The 16,359-nt window shown below is 62.4% G+C and carries 23 protein-coding genes; 19 read left to right on the top strand and 4 right to left on the bottom strand.

Features of this window, described 5'->3' with window-relative positions; all coding sequences use genetic code 11:
* Window positions 1-330: 330 nt before the first annotated feature.
* Genes hemE through ABF821_RS01850 form a run of 5 tightly spaced genes read left to right on the top strand, consistent with a single transcriptional unit; the run spans window position 331 to window position 4,168 of the window.
* Window positions 331-1,398 carry a uroporphyrinogen decarboxylase gene (gene hemE, locus ABF821_RS01870; RefSeq protein WP_415528887.1) on the top strand — a complete coding sequence of 356 codons (1,068 nt, stop codon included), beginning with the start codon at window positions 331-333 and terminating at the stop codon, window positions 1,396-1,398.
* On the top strand, window positions 1,395-2,117 hold the full coding sequence (locus ABF821_RS01865) for an HAD family hydrolase (RefSeq protein ID WP_182974431.1): 723 nt from the start codon (window positions 1,395-1,397) through the stop codon (window positions 2,115-2,117). Before hemE ends, ABF821_RS01865 begins: the two co-directional genes overlap by 4 nt.
* Window positions 2,114-2,563 (top strand): protoporphyrinogen oxidase HemJ, encoded by a 450-nt coding sequence (gene hemJ, locus ABF821_RS01860; RefSeq protein WP_182974430.1) that lies wholly within the window; start codon window positions 2,114-2,116, stop codon window positions 2,561-2,563. The genes ABF821_RS01865 and hemJ overlap by 4 nt, the downstream gene beginning before the upstream one ends.
* 36 nt (window positions 2,564-2,599) lie before the next feature.
* Window positions 2,600-3,484 (top strand): aldose 1-epimerase family protein, encoded by an 885-nt coding sequence (locus ABF821_RS01855; RefSeq protein WP_415528886.1) that lies wholly within the window; start codon window positions 2,600-2,602, stop codon window positions 3,482-3,484.
* Between the two features lie 3 nt (window positions 3,485-3,487).
* On the top strand, window positions 3,488-4,168 hold the full coding sequence (locus ABF821_RS01850; RefSeq protein ID WP_415528885.1) for an SOS response-associated peptidase: 681 nt from the start codon (window positions 3,488-3,490) through the stop codon (window positions 4,166-4,168).
* 41 nt (window positions 4,169-4,209) lie between these two features.
* Here ABF821_RS01850 and ABF821_RS01845 read toward each other — a convergent pair whose 3' ends face one another.
* Window positions 4,210-4,434, bottom strand: coding sequence for a DUF333 domain-containing protein (locus tag ABF821_RS01845; RefSeq protein WP_415528884.1), 225 nt, complete (start codon window positions 4,432-4,434; stop codon window positions 4,210-4,212).
* Between the two features lie 533 nt (window positions 4,435-4,967).
* On the opposite strand from ABF821_RS01845, the gene ABF821_RS01840 reads away from it, so the two are divergent.
* Window positions 4,968-6,197: a tyrosine-type recombinase/integrase gene (locus tag ABF821_RS01840; protein WP_415528883.1), complete on the top strand. Its 1,230-nt coding sequence runs from the start codon at window positions 4,968-4,970 to the stop codon at window positions 6,195-6,197.
* Window positions 6,198-6,361: 164 nt separating this feature from the next.
* Here ABF821_RS01840 and ABF821_RS01835 read toward each other — a convergent pair whose 3' ends face one another.
* From ABF821_RS01835 to ABF821_RS01825, 3 genes are all read right to left on the bottom strand, one after another.
* Window positions 6,362-7,159 (bottom strand): DUF1828 domain-containing protein, encoded by a 798-nt coding sequence (locus ABF821_RS01835; RefSeq protein WP_182984903.1) that lies wholly within the window; start codon window positions 7,157-7,159, stop codon window positions 6,362-6,364.
* Window positions 7,160-8,192: 1,033 nt separating this feature from the next.
* A complete protein-coding gene (locus tag ABF821_RS01830) occupies window positions 8,193-8,372 on the bottom strand; it encodes a hypothetical protein (RefSeq protein WP_415528882.1) in 180 nt (59 codons plus the stop codon).
* Window positions 8,373-8,375: 3 nt separating this feature from the next.
* Window positions 8,376-8,636: a helix-turn-helix domain-containing protein gene (locus ABF821_RS01825; RefSeq protein ID WP_415528881.1), complete on the bottom strand. Its 261-nt coding sequence runs from the start codon at window positions 8,634-8,636 to the stop codon at window positions 8,376-8,378.
* Between the two features lie 112 nt (window positions 8,637-8,748).
* On the opposite strand from ABF821_RS01825, the gene ABF821_RS01820 reads away from it, so the two are divergent.
* From ABF821_RS01820 to ABF821_RS01760, 13 genes are all read left to right on the top strand, one after another.
* On the top strand, window positions 8,749-8,940 hold the full coding sequence (locus ABF821_RS01820) for a hypothetical protein (protein ID WP_415528880.1): 192 nt from the start codon (window positions 8,749-8,751) through the stop codon (window positions 8,938-8,940).
* Window positions 8,941-8,951: 11 nt separating this feature from the next.
* Complete coding sequence (locus ABF821_RS01815; RefSeq protein ID WP_415528879.1) at window positions 8,952-9,161, top strand: hypothetical protein; 210 nt, start codon at window positions 8,952-8,954, stop codon at window positions 9,159-9,161.
* Window positions 9,158-9,430 carry a hypothetical protein gene (locus ABF821_RS01810; protein WP_415528878.1) on the top strand — a complete coding sequence of 91 codons (273 nt, stop codon included), beginning with the start codon at window positions 9,158-9,160 and terminating at the stop codon, window positions 9,428-9,430. The genes ABF821_RS01815 and ABF821_RS01810 overlap by 4 nt, the downstream gene beginning before the upstream one ends.
* Window positions 9,427-9,720: a hypothetical protein gene (locus tag ABF821_RS01805; protein WP_415528877.1), complete on the top strand. Its 294-nt coding sequence runs from the start codon at window positions 9,427-9,429 to the stop codon at window positions 9,718-9,720. The genes ABF821_RS01810 and ABF821_RS01805 overlap by 4 nt, the downstream gene beginning before the upstream one ends.
* Complete coding sequence (locus ABF821_RS01800) at window positions 9,717-9,845, top strand: hypothetical protein (RefSeq protein WP_415528876.1); 129 nt, start codon at window positions 9,717-9,719, stop codon at window positions 9,843-9,845. The genes ABF821_RS01805 and ABF821_RS01800 overlap by 4 nt, the downstream gene beginning before the upstream one ends.
* Entirely contained in the window at window positions 9,842-10,111 is a 270-nt protein-coding gene (locus ABF821_RS01795; RefSeq protein ID WP_415528875.1) for a hypothetical protein, read from the top strand. Before ABF821_RS01800 ends, ABF821_RS01795 begins: the two co-directional genes overlap by 4 nt.
* Window positions 10,111-10,305 carry a hypothetical protein gene (locus ABF821_RS01790; RefSeq protein ID WP_415528874.1) on the top strand — a complete coding sequence of 65 codons (195 nt, stop codon included), beginning with the start codon at window positions 10,111-10,113 and terminating at the stop codon, window positions 10,303-10,305. The genes ABF821_RS01795 and ABF821_RS01790 overlap by 1 nt, the downstream gene beginning before the upstream one ends.
* Before the next feature lie 17 nt (window positions 10,306-10,322).
* Window positions 10,323-10,520 (top strand): hypothetical protein, encoded by a 198-nt coding sequence (locus ABF821_RS01785; RefSeq protein ID WP_415528873.1) that lies wholly within the window; start codon window positions 10,323-10,325, stop codon window positions 10,518-10,520.
* A 302-nt stretch (window positions 10,521-10,822) separates the two neighbouring features.
* Entirely contained in the window at window positions 10,823-11,065 is a 243-nt protein-coding gene (locus ABF821_RS01780; RefSeq protein WP_415528872.1) for a hypothetical protein, read from the top strand.
* A gap of 349 nt (window positions 11,066-11,414) precedes the next feature.
* Window positions 11,415-12,287 (top strand): hypothetical protein, encoded by an 873-nt coding sequence (locus tag ABF821_RS01775; protein ID WP_415528871.1) that lies wholly within the window; start codon window positions 11,415-11,417, stop codon window positions 12,285-12,287.
* The gene (locus tag ABF821_RS01770; protein WP_415528870.1) at window positions 12,284-12,598 is read left to right on the top strand and encodes a hypothetical protein; all 315 of its coding nucleotides are present in this window, start codon (window positions 12,284-12,286) and stop codon (window positions 12,596-12,598) included. Before ABF821_RS01775 ends, ABF821_RS01770 begins: the two co-directional genes overlap by 4 nt.
* Window positions 12,595-15,126 carry a DUF927 domain-containing protein gene (locus ABF821_RS01765; protein WP_415528869.1) on the top strand — a complete coding sequence of 844 codons (2,532 nt, stop codon included), beginning with the start codon at window positions 12,595-12,597 and terminating at the stop codon, window positions 15,124-15,126. Before ABF821_RS01770 ends, ABF821_RS01765 begins: the two co-directional genes overlap by 4 nt.
* Window positions 15,127-15,453: 327 nt before the next feature.
* Window positions 15,454-16,167 (top strand): hypothetical protein, encoded by a 714-nt coding sequence (locus tag ABF821_RS01760; protein ID WP_415528868.1) that lies wholly within the window; start codon window positions 15,454-15,456, stop codon window positions 16,165-16,167.
* Window positions 16,168-16,359: the final 192 nt, after the last annotated feature.

Genomic DNA, 16,359 nt, shown 5'->3' with positions numbered 1-16,359 from the left:
GTACCGTGGACAACCCTCACAGCCGCCGACACGGTGGGTTGTACACAGCCTCATGTCGGCACATTCGGGATAACTCATCTAACCTTATGAATCCCCGTGTGAATGAAACTGTACACCCTGTGGGAAAGACGGGGTACGTTTTTGGAAATGCGGGTACCCCGTCATCCACAGGCCCTAATAACCTCCTCAGCGTTTCTTTCTTCTTATTTCATGTTTAGAGGTTGGTCCCGAAATCCGGTGATGGCGTACCGGACCTCGCCATGCGGTCCTGTCATCCCCGAGAAAAGTACGGGATAGTCCCGCAATGAACGATCTGACGGCGGACAGGCGATGACGGAAACAGGCAAACCCCTCCTGCGGGTCCTACAGGGCGAGGCCGTGTGGCCGCCGCCGCTCTGGCTGATGCGCCAGGCGGGGCGCTACCTGCCGGAATTCCGTGCCCTGCGCGACAAGGCGGATTTCATCACCCGCTGCATGACACCCGATCTGGCAACCGAGATCACCCTGCAACCGATCCGGCGCTACGCCATGGACGGGGCGATCCTGTTCTCCGACATCCTGATCCTGCCCTGGGCCATGGGGCAGTCACTGGAATTCGTCCACGGCACCGGGCCGGTTCTCGGGCCGATCCGCAGCCAGGCCGATCTCGACCGCCTGGACCCGAAACGGGTGCCGGAGGCCACGGCACCGGTCATGGAAACCCTGACGCGCCTGCGCGGCATCCTCGACGGCCCGGATACGATCGGCGCCGCCCAGGGTGGCCGCACGACGCTCCTGGGCTTTGCCGGCGCGCCGTTCACGGTCGCGTGCTACATGGTCGAAGGCCATGGATCGCGGGAATTCGATGCGACACGCGGCATGGCCTATGCCGATCCGCTGCTGTTCGACCGCCTGATGGCACGCCTGACCGAAGCGACCGCCGACATGCTGGTGGCGCAGATCGACGCGGGAGCCGAGGCGGTGATGCTGTTCGACAGCTGGTCGGGCCTGCTGCCGCCCAACCAGTTCCGCCGCCACGTCATCGCACCCACCCGCGCCATCGTGCAGGAAATCCATGCCCGTCGGCCGGGCGTGCCGGTGATCGGCTTCCCGCGCCTGGCCGGGGTGATGGCGACCGAATATGCGCGCGAAACCGGCGTGCGGGTGCTCGCGCTGGATACCGGCGCCGACATGATGGCGATGAGCCGCCTGCTGCCCGACGACATCACGCTCCAGGGCAATCTCGACCCGCTGCTGCTGCTGGCGGGCGGCGACGCGATGACGCAGGAAGCCCGTGCGATCCGCGATGCGATGAAAGGCCGGCCGCATGTCTTCAATCTCGGCCACGGCGTGGTGCCGGCCACGCCGCCCGAGCATGTGGGCGAACTGGTCAGGGCGGTCCGGGAGATCGGGCAATGACGCCCGCAGCGCTGCCGAAGGCCGTCCGGCCCGATGGGCGGCTTCGTCTGGTGATCTTCGATTGCGACGGCGTGCTGATCGACAGCGAAGGGCCGTCCTGCCGGCTGGTGGCGCAGGAATTGCGCCAGATCGGCCTGGATTATGACGACGAGGAAGCCGTGCAGCGCCTGGCCGGACGGGCCCTGACCCGCATCAAGGTCGAGGCAGAGGCGGAAACCGGCCGCAAACTGCCCGACGACTGGGCGACGATCGTGCAATACAAGCTGGTCGACCTGATGCGGGAAGAAGCGCGGGTTATCGACGGCGCGCACGACATGCTGACGGCGGTGATCGGGCTCGACCTGCCCGTTCGGGTCGGTTCCAATTCCTCGATCGCCGAGATGGACGTCAAATTTGCCCGCACCGGGCTGGACCGGTTCGTGGCCGACCGGGTTCACTCGGCGCGGGACATGGGCAAGCCGAAGCCCGATCCGGCGGTCTATCTGCACGCGGCGGAAACCGAAGGCGTACCGGCGGACGAATGCGTCGTGCTGGAAGATACCGATACCGGCGCCAATGCCGCGCGGGCCGCCGGCATGGCCTGCGTGCTGCTGCGCCCGCTCGACCTGCCGGCTCCGGACTGGCCGGGCCTGTTCCGGATCGGGCACCTGTCGGAATTCGCCCCGTTCCTGGAGCGGATTCAGGCTGCCCAGGCAGCACATCACGGAGGCCGGTCTTGATCTTTGGTCTCCTGCCCTGGCTGGCATGGTTCAAGGCCCTGCATGTGATGTCGCTGATCGCGTGGATGTCGGGCATGTTCTACCTGCCGCGCCTGTTCGTCTATCACTGCCAGGCCCAGCCCGGTTCCGCCGAAAGCGAACGTTTCAAGGTGATGGAACGTAAATTGCTGCGCCAGATCATGAACCCGGCCATGATCAGCACTTTTCTGTTCGGCACCCTGCTGGCGCTCACACCCGGCACGGTCGATTGGCATGCCGGCTGGTGGTATCTCAAGATTGTCTCGGTGCTGGGTCTGGCCGGCTTTCACGGCGCATGCGCGGGCTGGCGGCGGACCTTTGCCGAGGACAGAAACACGCGGCCGGAAAATTTCTATCGCGCGGCAAATGAAATTCCGACCATTCTGATGGCTGTCGTGGTGATCATGGTGATTGTCCGCCCGTTCTGATCGGAAACACGCGGGCCTGCACACGGAGAAAATGCGATGACGGATCATGTCTTCAGTTCGGGCCGGATCACAGCCCGCGTTGCCGGACAGGGCGCCGAATTGCAGTCGCTGGCCGACGGGGCAGGGCAGGAGCGTCTGTGGTCTGGCCTGCCGGCCTGGCCGCGGCGCTCGCCGGTGCTGTTTCCCATCGTCGGCCGCCTGCCGGACGACACGGCCTGGATCGACGGCCGGCCTTATCATATCACCCAGCACGGTTTCGCGCGTGACCGGGCCTTCACATGGCAGGATCGCCGCGCCGACGGATGCACATTGGTCCTGACCGATGATGCTGACACCCGCACGATTTTTCCGTTCCGCTTCGTGCTGACGCTCGATTATCAGGCCGAGGGCGATACGCTGCATGTGCGCTATCGCCTGCATAATCCCGACCCGACGCAGGTCCTGCCGGCCTCACTGGGCGCGCACCCGGCCTTTGTCTGGCCGCAGCAGCCAGGCACGGCGAAGCAGGATCATGTGCTGACATTCGAACGCCCCGAACCCGCGCCGATCCGGCGGATCGCCGGCGGGCTGCTTCAGCCCACGTCCTTTCCCACACCGATCGTCGGGCGGACGCTGGCTTTATCCGATGATCTGTTCATCGACGATGCCATCATCATGGATGATCCGGCCAGCCGCAGCGTCAGTTTCCATGCTCCGGACGGAACCGGCGTAACACTCGCCTGGGAAGGCTTCCGCGAACTGGGACTATGGACGAAGCCGGGGGCCGATTTCCTGTGCATCGAACCCTGGCATGGTTTTTCAACACCTCAAGGATTTTCAGGCGACTTTACCAACAAGCCGGGCCTTCTGCATATCGGGCCGGGCGAGGAATGGCATGGATCGTGGTCGGTCACCGTCGACCCGAAATCCGCACCCGCCTGAACGATGTGCGGGCGTTTCGCCAACGCGCTATCGCTGGAGCAGATGCGGCAGGCTTTCCATCTCGCCGGCCCCGCGCCCGACTGGCTGCCTTCGTGGAATATCGCGCCGCGCCAACCCGTGGCGGTGGTGCGCCGTCACCCGGTCAGTCATGATCTCCGGCTGGATCTGCTGTTATGGGGGCTGGTTCCCAACTGGGCGCACGATATGGGCCGCCAGCCGATCAACGCCAGGGCGGAAACCGTCGCCACCTCGGGCATGTTCCGCGCCGCTTTTCGCTCGCGCCGCTGCCTGGTGCCGGCAACGGCTTATTACGAATGGCAGTCCGGCCCGCCGCCCCGGCAACCCTGGGCATTCGCCCGGCGCGACGGCAAGCCGCTGGCATTGGCGGCAATCTGGGAATCCTGGGAATATGAGGGCGATATCCTGCGCAGTTTCGCCATCGTGACCACTCAGGCCAATGCGGCGACCCGTTCCGTCCATGACCGGATGCCGGTCATCATCGCGGATCAGGATCGCGATGCGTGGTTCGATGCCCCACCCGCGATCGCGGAACGATTGCTGGTCCCGGCGCCGGTCGACATGTTGCAGGCATGGCGCGTCGGAACACGGATCAACAAGGTGGGACACGACGGGCCGGATCTTCTGGCTCCCGTTGAAGGTGGAATCTTCCCTGAAGAAAAATGAAATCTTGTGATTTTAAAAAACGTTTTCACAAGAGTCTTTTCTCAGCGCCGTGCACTGCGGAACAACGTCCATTCCTCGACGACGCGACCGTCGGGAAGATGGCAGTAGCCGACCTGCCCGCCGGGCTCCGTTCTGATCTCCAGCGTGCCCCCCTGCTTCACGCAGTAGGTCGAAGCAGGGTTGGTCATGCCGAGTTGCCGAGGTTTCTCGGTCGCCGTACATCCCGACAAGACCAGTATCGCCGCCACGGTCATGATTTTTTTCATGTCATCCAAATTCTGTTTTACCAAAGGTGTGACGGGGCTCTCAATACTCCCGCAGACCATGGTATCCTGCAACGAATAAGCAGCCTTACGGTTCTTTTCCGGTGGAAAGATACTGCATTGGGGTCATGATGCGGGCGCTATCATTGCCGCGATAAAAAAGGCGCGAGTGCGCCTGGCAGCGTCGGTCCATGGCGTGGATCTCACCAGGACGCCCGCGATCATGAATGCATGGATTGTGCTGAAAGACCCGCTTTGCATTCTACCGGAGCCGAACGACGGCGCTGAGCGCAACACGACGGACAACCGACCAATGAGTCGATTTTCATCTACATATTTTCATATGGAAAAACAGGGTCTTATCAAGGCAAGTGGTGGAGCTGAGGTCCACCTAACTCATGTCCATGGCTGTATCAGGGTGTCCCATAAAGGGATTGAAATAAAGGAAGAATCTAATCGCCTTGTCTCTGGGCGTCCCTGATTGACCCCTGAAAGCCCGGTTTCTAAGATGGGTACCAAGAGGGGTACAGGAAATCATGAGCCGGCTGGCGCCACACCAATTGACCGTGCGGCAGGTGACTGCCCTGAAGGACGGAACCCTGGCCGATGGGGGTAACCTGTGGGTCGTCGCCAAGGGCGGCTCCAAGGTGTGGACCTTCCGCTATACCAGCCCGAAGACAGGCAAGCGCCGGGAGATGGGGCTGGGCTCGGCCGTGGACGTCAGCCTGGTCGAAGCCCGCAAGCGCGCCGCCGACTCTCGGCACACTTTGCTTTCCGGGCTTGATCCCTTGGAGCAGCGGCGTGCCGAAGAGGCTGCGGCCAAGCGCGAATTAGGCCTGACTTTCCAAGAGGTGGCCGAGCGCTACATCACTGAGCAGTCGCCGGGCTGGCGGGACAAGCGATCGGCCCCTGTCTGGCTGGCATCCCTGCAATTGAATGCTTTCCCGTCCATGGGCGACCGGCCGGTGGCGGAAATCGACACCCAGGACATTCTGACAATCTTGCGCCCGATCTGGAGCACCAAGACCGAAACGGCATCGCGGGTGAGGGGGCGGATCGAGCGCATCCTTGACTATGCCCGGATGCATGGCTGGCGAGATGGCGAAAATCCAGCGCGCTGGAAGGGGCACCTCTCCGCAATTCTCCCGGCTCCGTCCAAGGTCGCCAAGGTCGAGCACCATGCAGCGGTGGGCCGAAAGGATATCGGCAAGGTGATGGCAGCATTGTCGAAGTCGGACGGGATTGCGGCCAAGGCCGTGCGGTTTGCCTGCCTGACCGCCGCCCGATCTGGCGAGGTGAGGGCGGGGGTGTGGTCGGAGATCGATCTGAGCGAAGGAACCTGGACCGTGCCGGCACACAAGATGAAGGCCGGGAAGGAGCATCGGGTTCCCCTGACCGATGGCGCGCTGGCCATCCTGCGCGAGGTCGAGGCGCTGCGAGACCCGAGGGCTGGCGACCTGGTGTTCCCCGGTCAGAAACGCGGCAAGCCGCTATCCGATGTGGCACTCTCCAAGGCCTTGCACCTGGCCGCCGGGACGAAGGCCGTCACAGTCCACGGATTGCGCTCCACCTTCCGCGACTGGGCAGCCGAGGAAACCGACTACCCGCGCGAGGTGGCCGAGATGGCCCTAGCGCACGCGATTGGCGACAAGGTGGAGGCAGCCTACCGCCGCGGGGATCTGTTCGAGAAGCGCCGGCAAATGATGGACGATTGGGCGCGTTGGGTGTGGGCACCGGCCCAGAAGGGGGGTGAGCAGACATCCTGAGCGCCGGACGTCGATCGCGCGCCGGTGCGCCCTCATCTTTCCACCATGAAATCCCGAAAAAACTGCCACTTATGGGTGGCGAGCGCGTGTTTTTGTCCGGATCATGTCTGCACGTGTACGCTCGGCCTGGGCAAAGAAAACCCCGCCGAAGCGGGGGTGAGGGATTAAGCGGCGATGGGGAGTTCTGCAAGGCGGCCAATTCTGTCCAACGCGGCATCTTCATCATGGCGGTAGACAAGTAGGCCATCTATTCGATTGACCGCCCGAGAAACCTTTCTGCTAGCTAACGACAGGTTCTCACCATTCTCAGTCAAAGCCAATATTTTTGCTGACCGGAAATGCCGTATACGCATCTCTTGTGACAAAGTCATAGCTTCTGTCAGACGTTCAGTCGTTTGTGCCAAAAACATAGCTACTGGAATCCCTTTATTGATGGGCTTCAATAGTATATCTGACGGAAAATCGGAAAATTCTTCTCCCAATATGCCTTGCCTGATAAATTTTGCTTCATTACCAAACCTGTTCACGAGAGCTATCATCAGGTCTTCTGAAAAAGTACTTTTCACTCGTTCCCTTGACCAGAATGAAACATCTTGAGCACGCACCAGTGCTGACATAAAAAGCACGATTTGATCAGGTGTGGGTTCCCGGTCAGTAGAATGCGTGCGAATTGAGAGCGTCTCCGGATCAATAAATGCACCCGCAGAAGCTAAAACGCCTTGCATAAATTGCGCGCGCGTTCCTTCTGAAATATCAATCCCAGAAGACTCAAGATCGCTCAAAAACGATCCGTCGTCAGATAGGTATGGGGCGCCTCTGTCGCGCACTAGGTACCCCGTGACACGATCACCATTAAGATCTTCAAATATCCCGCTAAAAGCTAGCCCTGCCGGAACGGGATTTACGGAGAGCTCTGAGCAGAATGCCGCGCAAAGCTTCTCTTTGAGATGCTCGGCGTTCATATCTTCAGTTCCCCTTGCGTTCCTACCGGGTCGGAGATTCTAAACACACGGCGTGCTGTAGACCAGAAAAATGATAGCGGCTGACCCTGAACCGTTCTTCGCCCATTCTTTTGGGGACGCTTTGTTAATTTCCCCCCATCATTCCTCTGGCGAATGGATTGGGTGCCGGTCAACGGAAGTTCATCCCCGCAGTGCGTGTGGGCATGTAATCCTGGGTGGCTGCTGTGATCTTCTAATCGGGCTAGCAATGCCAAACCATCACTATTCTGTTTAAGCAACCAAGCCTGATAGTTGCCCATACGCAGGTTTACTCGCGCCAAAAGGATAAAATCGTCGCGCAAACTTTGACATGTTAGGGCCCGCCATTGCCAGTCACCATTCAATCTCATTGATCGTGCGAATGGGAGAAGACGCGGCGGTGCAGGAGGTGCTTGCCAACCCGTGTCGGACTGGGAAGCTATCTTCTCTGACAGAATAATGCGTCTATTATGTCCTAGGGTTTCATTCATCTGGCATTGCCCATGCCGGGTAATCCTCACTGAGGAACTGTTGCGCTATTAGACGAGACAATCGTCGCTTCAAATCCTTGCGACACCATCGCCGTCATTAGATTAGAATGCATTCCATGAGTCGGCCGGCGTGACAATCTTTCCCTTCTCATCAGCCTATTGGCCCTGATCCTTGATCACGAAGATTTTTTTTGGTTGGCGATCTGGCCGCCCGGGTTATGCGCTTCCTTGGCTGATCCAACAGATTTAGCAGTCTCGCTTGCACGGCTTCTTGCGTGGCTGCAGGGCTGTGCTGGAGCAGACCGTGGTTCGAAGCGGTGTCACCGCGATCGAGCCCGGATAGGGCTGCCGGAGCGCCCGCTCGATCAGTTGAACGTCCGCCTCAATAGATGGCGCGCCCCAACCGAACGCATGTCAGACCCGGCACGGTGGGCAGGTGCCGGCGGAGCGTCTTTCTGAGATGCCTAAACGAGCGGCCAGCGCCGTGCGGGAGGTCGCTCCTCAGATGTGAGGAACGGGCGAGCCTATCGAGCCCAAGCCTCGGACAGCATCAGGCGTGCCAGGCCTGCGCTGTCTCCGTCGCCAGCCTGCCGCGTGGTCTTGCTATGTCCGTTCGGGCTGTAAACCGTGATCATCCCGCCCTTGACGATATAGTGCCCGATGAACTCGCCGTCTCGATGGACGGCAATTTTGGCGTCGCTCATGCTTTAATCCTTCCTCAACCGCACCCCAGCCCCACCTCCGTTCTCCGCGATGAACTCCACGCCGGCGGTTTCCAGGGCGGTGCGGATGGCTGTGAGGGTGGTGAGGCGCGGGTTGCCCTCCGCAAGTTCGATACGGGCGATCGTCCGCTTAGGAAGCCCACAGGCAACAGCGAGTCGTTCTTGGGTCCAGCCGATCAGCGCGCGACCAGCCCTGATCTGGGCTGGTAAAATAGCATCATTGATGACATTTTTGCTTGCGGTCATGTTGTTACAGTGTCATCCATGATGACGTCCCGCAAGGGATAAAGCGGCCGGACGGGAAGGTGGAAGCTCCCGCGCCCGGCCTAACCACAACCGCTCGCAGCAGGAGCAGGCAATGGCTGATCGTGCCTATAGCACGCACCCACGATCGTGGGCATGGACACTCGTACGCGCCACCGGGACATCGGTTGCGATGGCGTTCCTCTTTTTCGTCGCCCTGGCGGGTTTCGCCCAGCCGGAGATTTTGCGCCACAGCGGCGCAAAAGTCGGTCACGCGCCCCTGGTGCTGGCGGAGGGCGGCCGATGAGCCAAGAGCGCATGGATGCCATCGCGGCGGCCGGCTTCAAGGCCCAGAACATCGCGACCCTGCTGATCTGGGCAGGTAATGCGGCCGGCCAGGCGTGCTTCGAGCCCACCAAAGAGCGGCTGTCCGCCCTCGGATGCGCCATCCAGTGGGCCGGCGGAGAACTCTCCCGGCTGTCGGATGAAATCACCAACGGCATCGATGAACTGGAAGGGCAGTCATGAGCGCCCGCCCCGCAGCCAGCCGGAAGATCCCGGCTGCTCCGCCGCCGGTAGATGGCGCCTACGCCCTCGACCGGCAGACTTTCCACACGCGCGACCTGCGCGACATCGCCCTGGCGATCGGGCGGGACATGAACCTGGTGCAGGACGCGCCTGAGAGCACGGTGTCGGAATGGCACGGCGCGCTGCTTTGGCTGGCGGCCTATGCCGAGCGGATCGCGGAGGTCGCGGAGAGAGACGCGGAAGCCCAGCGCAAAGGCGGTGCGGCATGAGCATTCAATCCGCTGTGCAGGCCGCGCTGACCTGCAATCGCCGCGTCACGCGAACCATCCCTTCGAACCGCCTTCAAACGCCGGCGGAGGAAGACGTGATGGACACAGCTATCAGCCGGTGGCGGCGGGCATGGGATGCCGCCTGGTCGGGGCCAGCCCGTTCCCAGCGTGACCTGATCGCCCGCGCCCGCCTGGCCGTATCTGACCCTGATGGGATGGACGCGGCCGAAGGCGCCCGGCTGGCCCGCGACGTGCTGGCCGTCTTGGGCGGCGGGAGGATCGCGCGATGATCCGTTCCGCATCGAGGCGGGCGGCGCTGTTCGTCCTGCTGCCCGTATCCTGCTGGGCGATGCGCTCGGCCGGCGCGCTCAGCCAGTTCACGCTGCACCTGGCCCGGCGGGAGGGTGCGCTATGAACGAGGGAGTGCGCGCCTTCATCCTCGACCGGGTGCATGACCGGAAGGTCACGGAGCAAGAGAGGGATATCCTCGACGCCGTGCGCGACAAGGTCATCCTGGCGCAGGATGCCCGACGCATCTCCGAGTTGATGGTGATGTTGAATTGTGGGGATCGGCAGCCCGAGGACAGTGAGCCGGAAGCCATCAAGTGGCTCGCCAAGCGCCAACTCGAGCGGCTGGAGATCCTCGAAGCCATGCTGCTCCGCGACGAGAGGACGGCCTGATGGGCCGTCCCCGCAAAGTCTGGCCCGAAGCGCGGGTCAAGGAACTGGTCCGGCTGCGCGAGGCCGGACGCACCTGGAAGGAAATCGGCGCGAAGCTCGGCCTGCCGCACGTCACCTGCTCCCGCTTCTGGCAGGAGGTGCTGGGGCGGCCAGCCTATCGCGTTCAATCGGAAGATCGGAGGCCTGTGACATGAGACGGAAAGCCTCGCCCGTGGCGACGCCTGATCGCATTGCTGCAATCACCCAGCAGACACGCGACCTTTCCATGCTGTCGGTGCTGATGATCGGCACCAGTCGGGCCGCGCTGCTGGATAATCCGCTCAGGCCCAGCGATTACGCGATGGCCATGGAGTGGGTCGGGGTCGAGATCGATCGGCGGGTTGCGGCGATTGAGGAGATGCTGTCGTGATAGGACGGATTACATTTTCTACATTGGGAAAATCGTGCTTGCACACTCGTCCCATTTTTCTTAATGATCAAAGCACGGCGCGCGAAAGCGTAGGCGGCCAACTTCCAGCTCAGGTCAAAGAGTTTCTCGGTCAGTTCGAGAAAGTTGCGTCGTCATGCTTTCGCCGTGACGGGTCACAATTAGCCTCGGTTTTAAGCACGCAAGATGCGTGTGAGGTTGTGTCCGTCGTGCCGGTTTGGATTTTTCCGAAGCATCGTCAGGCGCAACTGGGCCGGGGTCTCGTAAACCCATCCAGGAGCATCATGACGACTATCCTGAACAAAAATCCTGCTACAGCAAGCCATGTAGTGATCGAAGAACCGTATTTCGTGACGGTCGACAACTGGTGTTCCAGAACAGGAATCAGCAAGAGCGACACCTATCGCAAGTTAGGTGCCGGAGTTTTGCGTGCCAAAAAGGTCGGACGCCGTACGCTGATCGATTTTCAGCATGGCTTGGCCTGGCTTCGAGCACGGCCTGATGCAGAGATCACGACGACAAAATGAAAGCCTGAAACGGAAAAACGCCAGCCTGCGATTTGCAGACCGGCGTCCCGTTGAAGGCTTATCGATTGAGGCTACCAAACACCTCGATTGATACGGTCCGCCGGGTCGCTCGTCCAGAAAAATCGCGGTTGGCACATAGGAAAAGTGCCATGCCGAGCTTGAAAAAGCGCGGGCGCCCGAAGTGCGTCCGCAGTGGGGGAACTGTGCCCCGTCTGATCCTCCTGTCCGATGCTTGCCGCCCCGATGGCGAGCCGCGCATCGGTGTGCTGATGCCGGGTTGCCGGCTGCCTGTCCTCTTTCCATCGATCGCGGCCGCCAGTGCTGCCATCGAGGCCGGGAGGGCTGCGCGATGAGCAAACGCACGCGTCAGATGAAACTGCCCGTGCCTTATCTGAGCAGTGGGAAGGAGGCGCCACAGGACATCGTCCCCGAAGCGATCATCGACTGGGGCTCGGTGTTGCACCTCTGGGTGCTGGAAATGGAAAGCGACGACGGGCCAGTTTATGCGCCGTGCGTGGTCTTCTGCGATGACACCTGGTCGATGATCGGTCCCATCGGATCGCTGGAGGCGGCGCGGCAGACCTGCCATCGGTGGGCCGCCATCCACGACCGCACGGTTCGGGATATGACGCGCCCCCGTCGGCAACTCATGTCTCAGGCAGAAGCCACCGTCGATATCGAGCCGTCCGAACTTGATGCGGATCTTCCGGGTGATCCTTGGTCCTATGATGAAAGGACTGGTCGCTTTCACCTCAATCTCGTCGCCCTGGGCATCAATATCGCCAATGACGTCCTCGGAGAAGATCGATCTCTCGCGCAATTGGTCGATGCCCTGGGCCCGGCTCTGACACATATCGAGAGCATCTTTTGCGCGTGTGGCGTGATCCAGCCTCATTATGTGGCGCCGTGGCTAGCTCGGGTTCGCGAGGCTGCTGTGTTCTGGCTGACCGAAATGGATGCGGTCGATGCCCTCGAAACAGACGAAGACCGTGGCAGGTCGATGGCCGACGAAGTGCGACGGGACAACGTCACCCTTGATGAAGCCCTCTCCCGGCTGGTTAACGACATTGTCGATTTCTACCGGAGCCTTCCTGCGCAGGAGGGCCGGCCCAATGAGGACCCGTTTTCGCGTGCCAGGAAGGCTTGGGCGGCAGGTGCTGACCGTCTGGCCTATTTCGCGACGGAAGCCCTTGTTCGCAAGGCAATGGAGGGCTTGGAATGAGCACTCCCATTCCCCGCCTCGACTTCGACCACATCAACCGCACCGCCATGAACGTGCTGCCGTCCCTGCTGGCCCGCTGGCTGCCGGACGGCCGGCGCCAGGGCCACGAGTGGGTGGCGCGCAATCCTCGCCGCGGTGATCGCTCGCCCGGCTCCTTCAAGGTAAACATGAATAACTGCCGTTGGTCCGACTTCGCGACCGGCGATCGCGGTGGCGATCCCGTGTCCCTTGCTGCCTATCTGTTCGACCTGAAGCAGGGGGAAGCCGCCCAGCGGCTGGCCGTCATGCTTGGCCTGGGAGGTGAGGCATGAACGCGGTACCACCCAATGCGCCAGCCACCCTGCCGGCAGGAATTCCTGCTGACCCGTTCCAGCCGCTGACCCTGGCGGAGAGGCAGAATGCAGTTTCCGCTGGCGGCAAGGACGAGGTGTGGGAGCCGCTGTCCCCGGCATCGTGCGAGCCCGAGTTGCCGCGCGGGGCGTCGGCCGTGTGGGTCTATCGCGACGAGGAAGGCCGGCCGCTCTGTGCCCGGTTCCGCATGGACCGTGAGGGCGGCGCGAAGGACATCCTGCCGCTGACCTATGGACGTCGAGTCTGGATCGATCGGACGGCCCAACGTCGGGATATCACCGGCTGGCATTGGAAGCAGGCGGCCAAGCCCCTGCCGCTCTATGGCCTGGATCGGCTGGCCGCCGAGCCTGATGCGCCCGTTCTGCTAGTCGAGGGGGAGAAGACAGCAGATGCGGCCCAGCGCCTGTTTCCAGACTATGTGGCGATGACGTCGCAGGGCGGTGGCAAGGCGGTCGGCAACAATGACTGGGCGCCGTTGGCCGGGCGCACGGTTACGATCTGGCCGGACAACGACGAACCGGGCATGGCCTATGCGGATGCGGCGATCAGCGCGATGCGGGATGCTGGGGCGCTGATCGTGCGGCAGGTCGCCCTGCCGGCGGGTCTGCCGGACGGATGGGACGTTGCCGATGACGTGCCGCCGGAATTGACCGGTGGGGAGATCGCCGGCGTCGAATTCCTGCGGCCCTACCTCGATCAGGCCCCCCTGGCCGAGGCCAACGTGAAGATGCCCCCTGGCTACGCCATGACCGGCAAAGGGCTGCAATTCCTGCCCGAGCAGACCGGTGATGTGCCGGTGTTCCCCGTCTGGATCTCGGCTCCGTTCGATGTGGTAGCCGAGACGAACGACGGTGACGGGTTCGGCTGGGGGTTGCTGATCCGCTGGCTGGATCGTGACCGGCGCGAACATCAGTGGGCCATCCCGAAGCGGATGGTGCATGGCGAAGGAAAGGACATCGCCGGCGAGCTTGAGGATGCCGGCCTGAATTGTTCGATCTCGGCCACGCGTTACCTGCGCCAGTTCATCGCCTCGGTGCACACGAAGACCCGGCTGCGATGCGTCGATCGGGCGGGCTGGCACCGCACTGACGATGGGCATGCTTTCATCCTGCCGGGCGGCTTCACCATCGGCGGCGGCCGGCGCTCGGTCGTGTTCCAGTCCAGCCGGGCCACTGTCGGGCGCGAGTTCACGCCCGGCGGTACGCTTGCGGACTGGCAGAAGCAGGTGGCGGCCTATGCGGTGGGCAACAGCCGGCTGGCCCTGTTCCTGTCGGCGGCTTTTGCTGGCCCACTGCTCGACATCATGGGTGAGCAGTCGGGCGGCATCCATCTGGTCGGCAAGTCCCAGTCCGGCAAGAGCACGTCCGCCTTCATCGCCGGCAGTGTGTGGGGCAAGGGCGATCGTGACGGCCAGATCCGGGCGTGGCGCGGCACTGCCAACGGCCTGGAGGGCATCGCCAGCGAGACATCCGACACGGTCCTGATCCTTGACGAGATGGGCCAAGCCGAACCGCGCGAGGTGGGCGAGATCGCCTACATGCTGGCGAACAACACTGGCAAGCAGCGGGCCGGGCGGAATGGCGATGCCCGAGCACGCAAGACGTGGCGGGTGCTATTCCTCTCGACCGGCGAGGTCACGCTGGCCGCCAAGATGGGAGAGGCCGGCAAGCGCGCTATGGCGGGCCAGGAGGTTCGTCTGGTCAATATCCCGGCCGATGCCGGCGCGGGCATGGGCGCCTTCGAGAAACTGCACGACATGCGGTCGGCCGGCGCGCTGGCGGACCATCTCCGGGTGGCGTCCCGCACCTTCTATGGCGTGGCCTCGCGGCATTTCCTCGACGCTCTGGTGCGGGATCGGGCGGCCGATCCGAAAGCACTGGAAACGGTGGTTCGTGCCATCCGGTCGCGGTTCGAAGAAGCGTATGTGCCTGCCGGCAATGTCGATGGGCAGGTCCGCAGTGTCGCGGCCCGGTTTGCCCTGATCGCGGCGGCGGGCGAGCTTGCGACCGACTATGGCGTGCTGCCTTGGGAACGGGGCGAAGCCCTGAAGGCGGCGGGTGCATGCTTCCAGGCATGGTTGGGGGAACGCGGCAGCATCGGCGCCAGCGAAGACGTGAAGGCGATCGAGCAGGTCCGGGCCTTCATCGAGCAGCACGGCGAAAGCCGGTTCACCAACCTGACCCCCGATCCAACCACCGGGGACGAGCGGACAGACGATCGGGTTCGAACCATCAACCGCGCGGGCTTCAAGCGGCGTGTGACTACCCAGGATGGGACGCGCTGGGAATACCTGATCCTGCCAGTGATGTGGAAAACGGAGGTCTGCAAGGGATTGGATGCGGCGAACGTCGCCAAGGTGCTTCGTGATGCCGGGTATCTGACCCCAGGAAATGATGGGCGAGAAACTCGCGTCATCAAGGTTCCCAGCGAGGGGCCAACACGTGGCTATGTTGTGAGCGGCGCGATCATGGGAGGCGAAGGTGCATAATCTCCCTTCCTCGATCGAAGTGTCATTTTCCGCTGGTAACCTGGGTAACTCGGTAACCAATCTGCGCATTGCGCAGAAAACTGCCGTTTTTTCGAAGACCGAGAGTTACCGGAGGATATTTTCGCCTGGTAACCACGGTAACCGGGAGGGCAGAAAGCTGCTTCTGGTTACCAGGGTTACCGGCAGCCCCCTCGGATTGGTAACCGAAAAAATGGCTGTTTCCCGCCAGTTTATGCGCCGGTTACCGAGGTTACCAAAGTTACCGGCTTTTTTGCATGATCGGCGGCATTCCGGGGAGGGGCGATCCTAATGGTGAGCCCAAACCTCATGCGCTGGGCAGAAGATCAGGCCCCGACGTCCTCCGGGCCGAGACAGGGCGTCCCCATCGATCTGGCGGCCGTGACCGATGACGAGCGCGCCGCCGCGCTGGCTGGAAACGCCAGGGGCGTGATCCGCGAGCTTGAATGGTGCGGGGCCACGGTCCTGCTCAAGGATGGCGTGCCGGTCATCAAAGGCGGGGCGGACGTCCAGCCAGAGACAATGGCGCTGGCCCGCGAACATCGGCGTGAGATCGCCATTGTGCTGGACTGCTGGGCGCGGGAATGGCTGCCGCCCCGTGACCCGGTCCCCGCTGACGATCCGGCGCCAGTATCGGCCTCTGGGGGCGACGGGCAGCATATCGAGCGGGACGAGGCGACGGGCAAGCTGCATCTCATTGGAGATGCTCCGGATGAGCGGTGGCTGACGGATCGCGGCTGGACGTGGTGCCGCACTCGGCACCGGTGGATGGCGCCATATCCGCACGATGTTGCCGACCCGACGTCGGAATGGTTCGTCCAGCCTGCGCCCAGGCAGAGCGTGAACGGCAAGCCGGCGCCCGACATGGACCCCGCAGAGGTGCCCTGTTCGCTGTGTGGGCTCGCCCTCTGGTGGCGCAGGCCTGACGTCGCCAGTCGGGAATGGGTCTGCCGGACCTGCCATCCGCCCCCGCCGGGCGTCGCCATCACAGCGCCGGGAAAGGAGATCGGCACCGAGCGGTGATGCGACGGCATGCCACTGGCCGCCGAGTCGAGGCGCCTATCTGGGACGCCCAGACACGTCATGGGACAACTGGGGACACAAGTAATTCGCAATAAATATTTGTCTTTTACTTTCATATATAAAATTGTATCGTCTCGTTATGCCTGAAATGCAGAAAAACAGCGGTCCCCGCCGAAAACCTTCTCCGCTGGA

The sequence above is a fragment of the Gluconacetobacter sp. genome, from assembly GCF_047721585.1.
Lineage (GTDB): Bacteria > Pseudomonadota > Alphaproteobacteria > Acetobacterales > Acetobacteraceae > Gluconacetobacter > Gluconacetobacter dulcium.
This window is presented reverse-complemented; position numbering and strand designations above follow the sequence as displayed.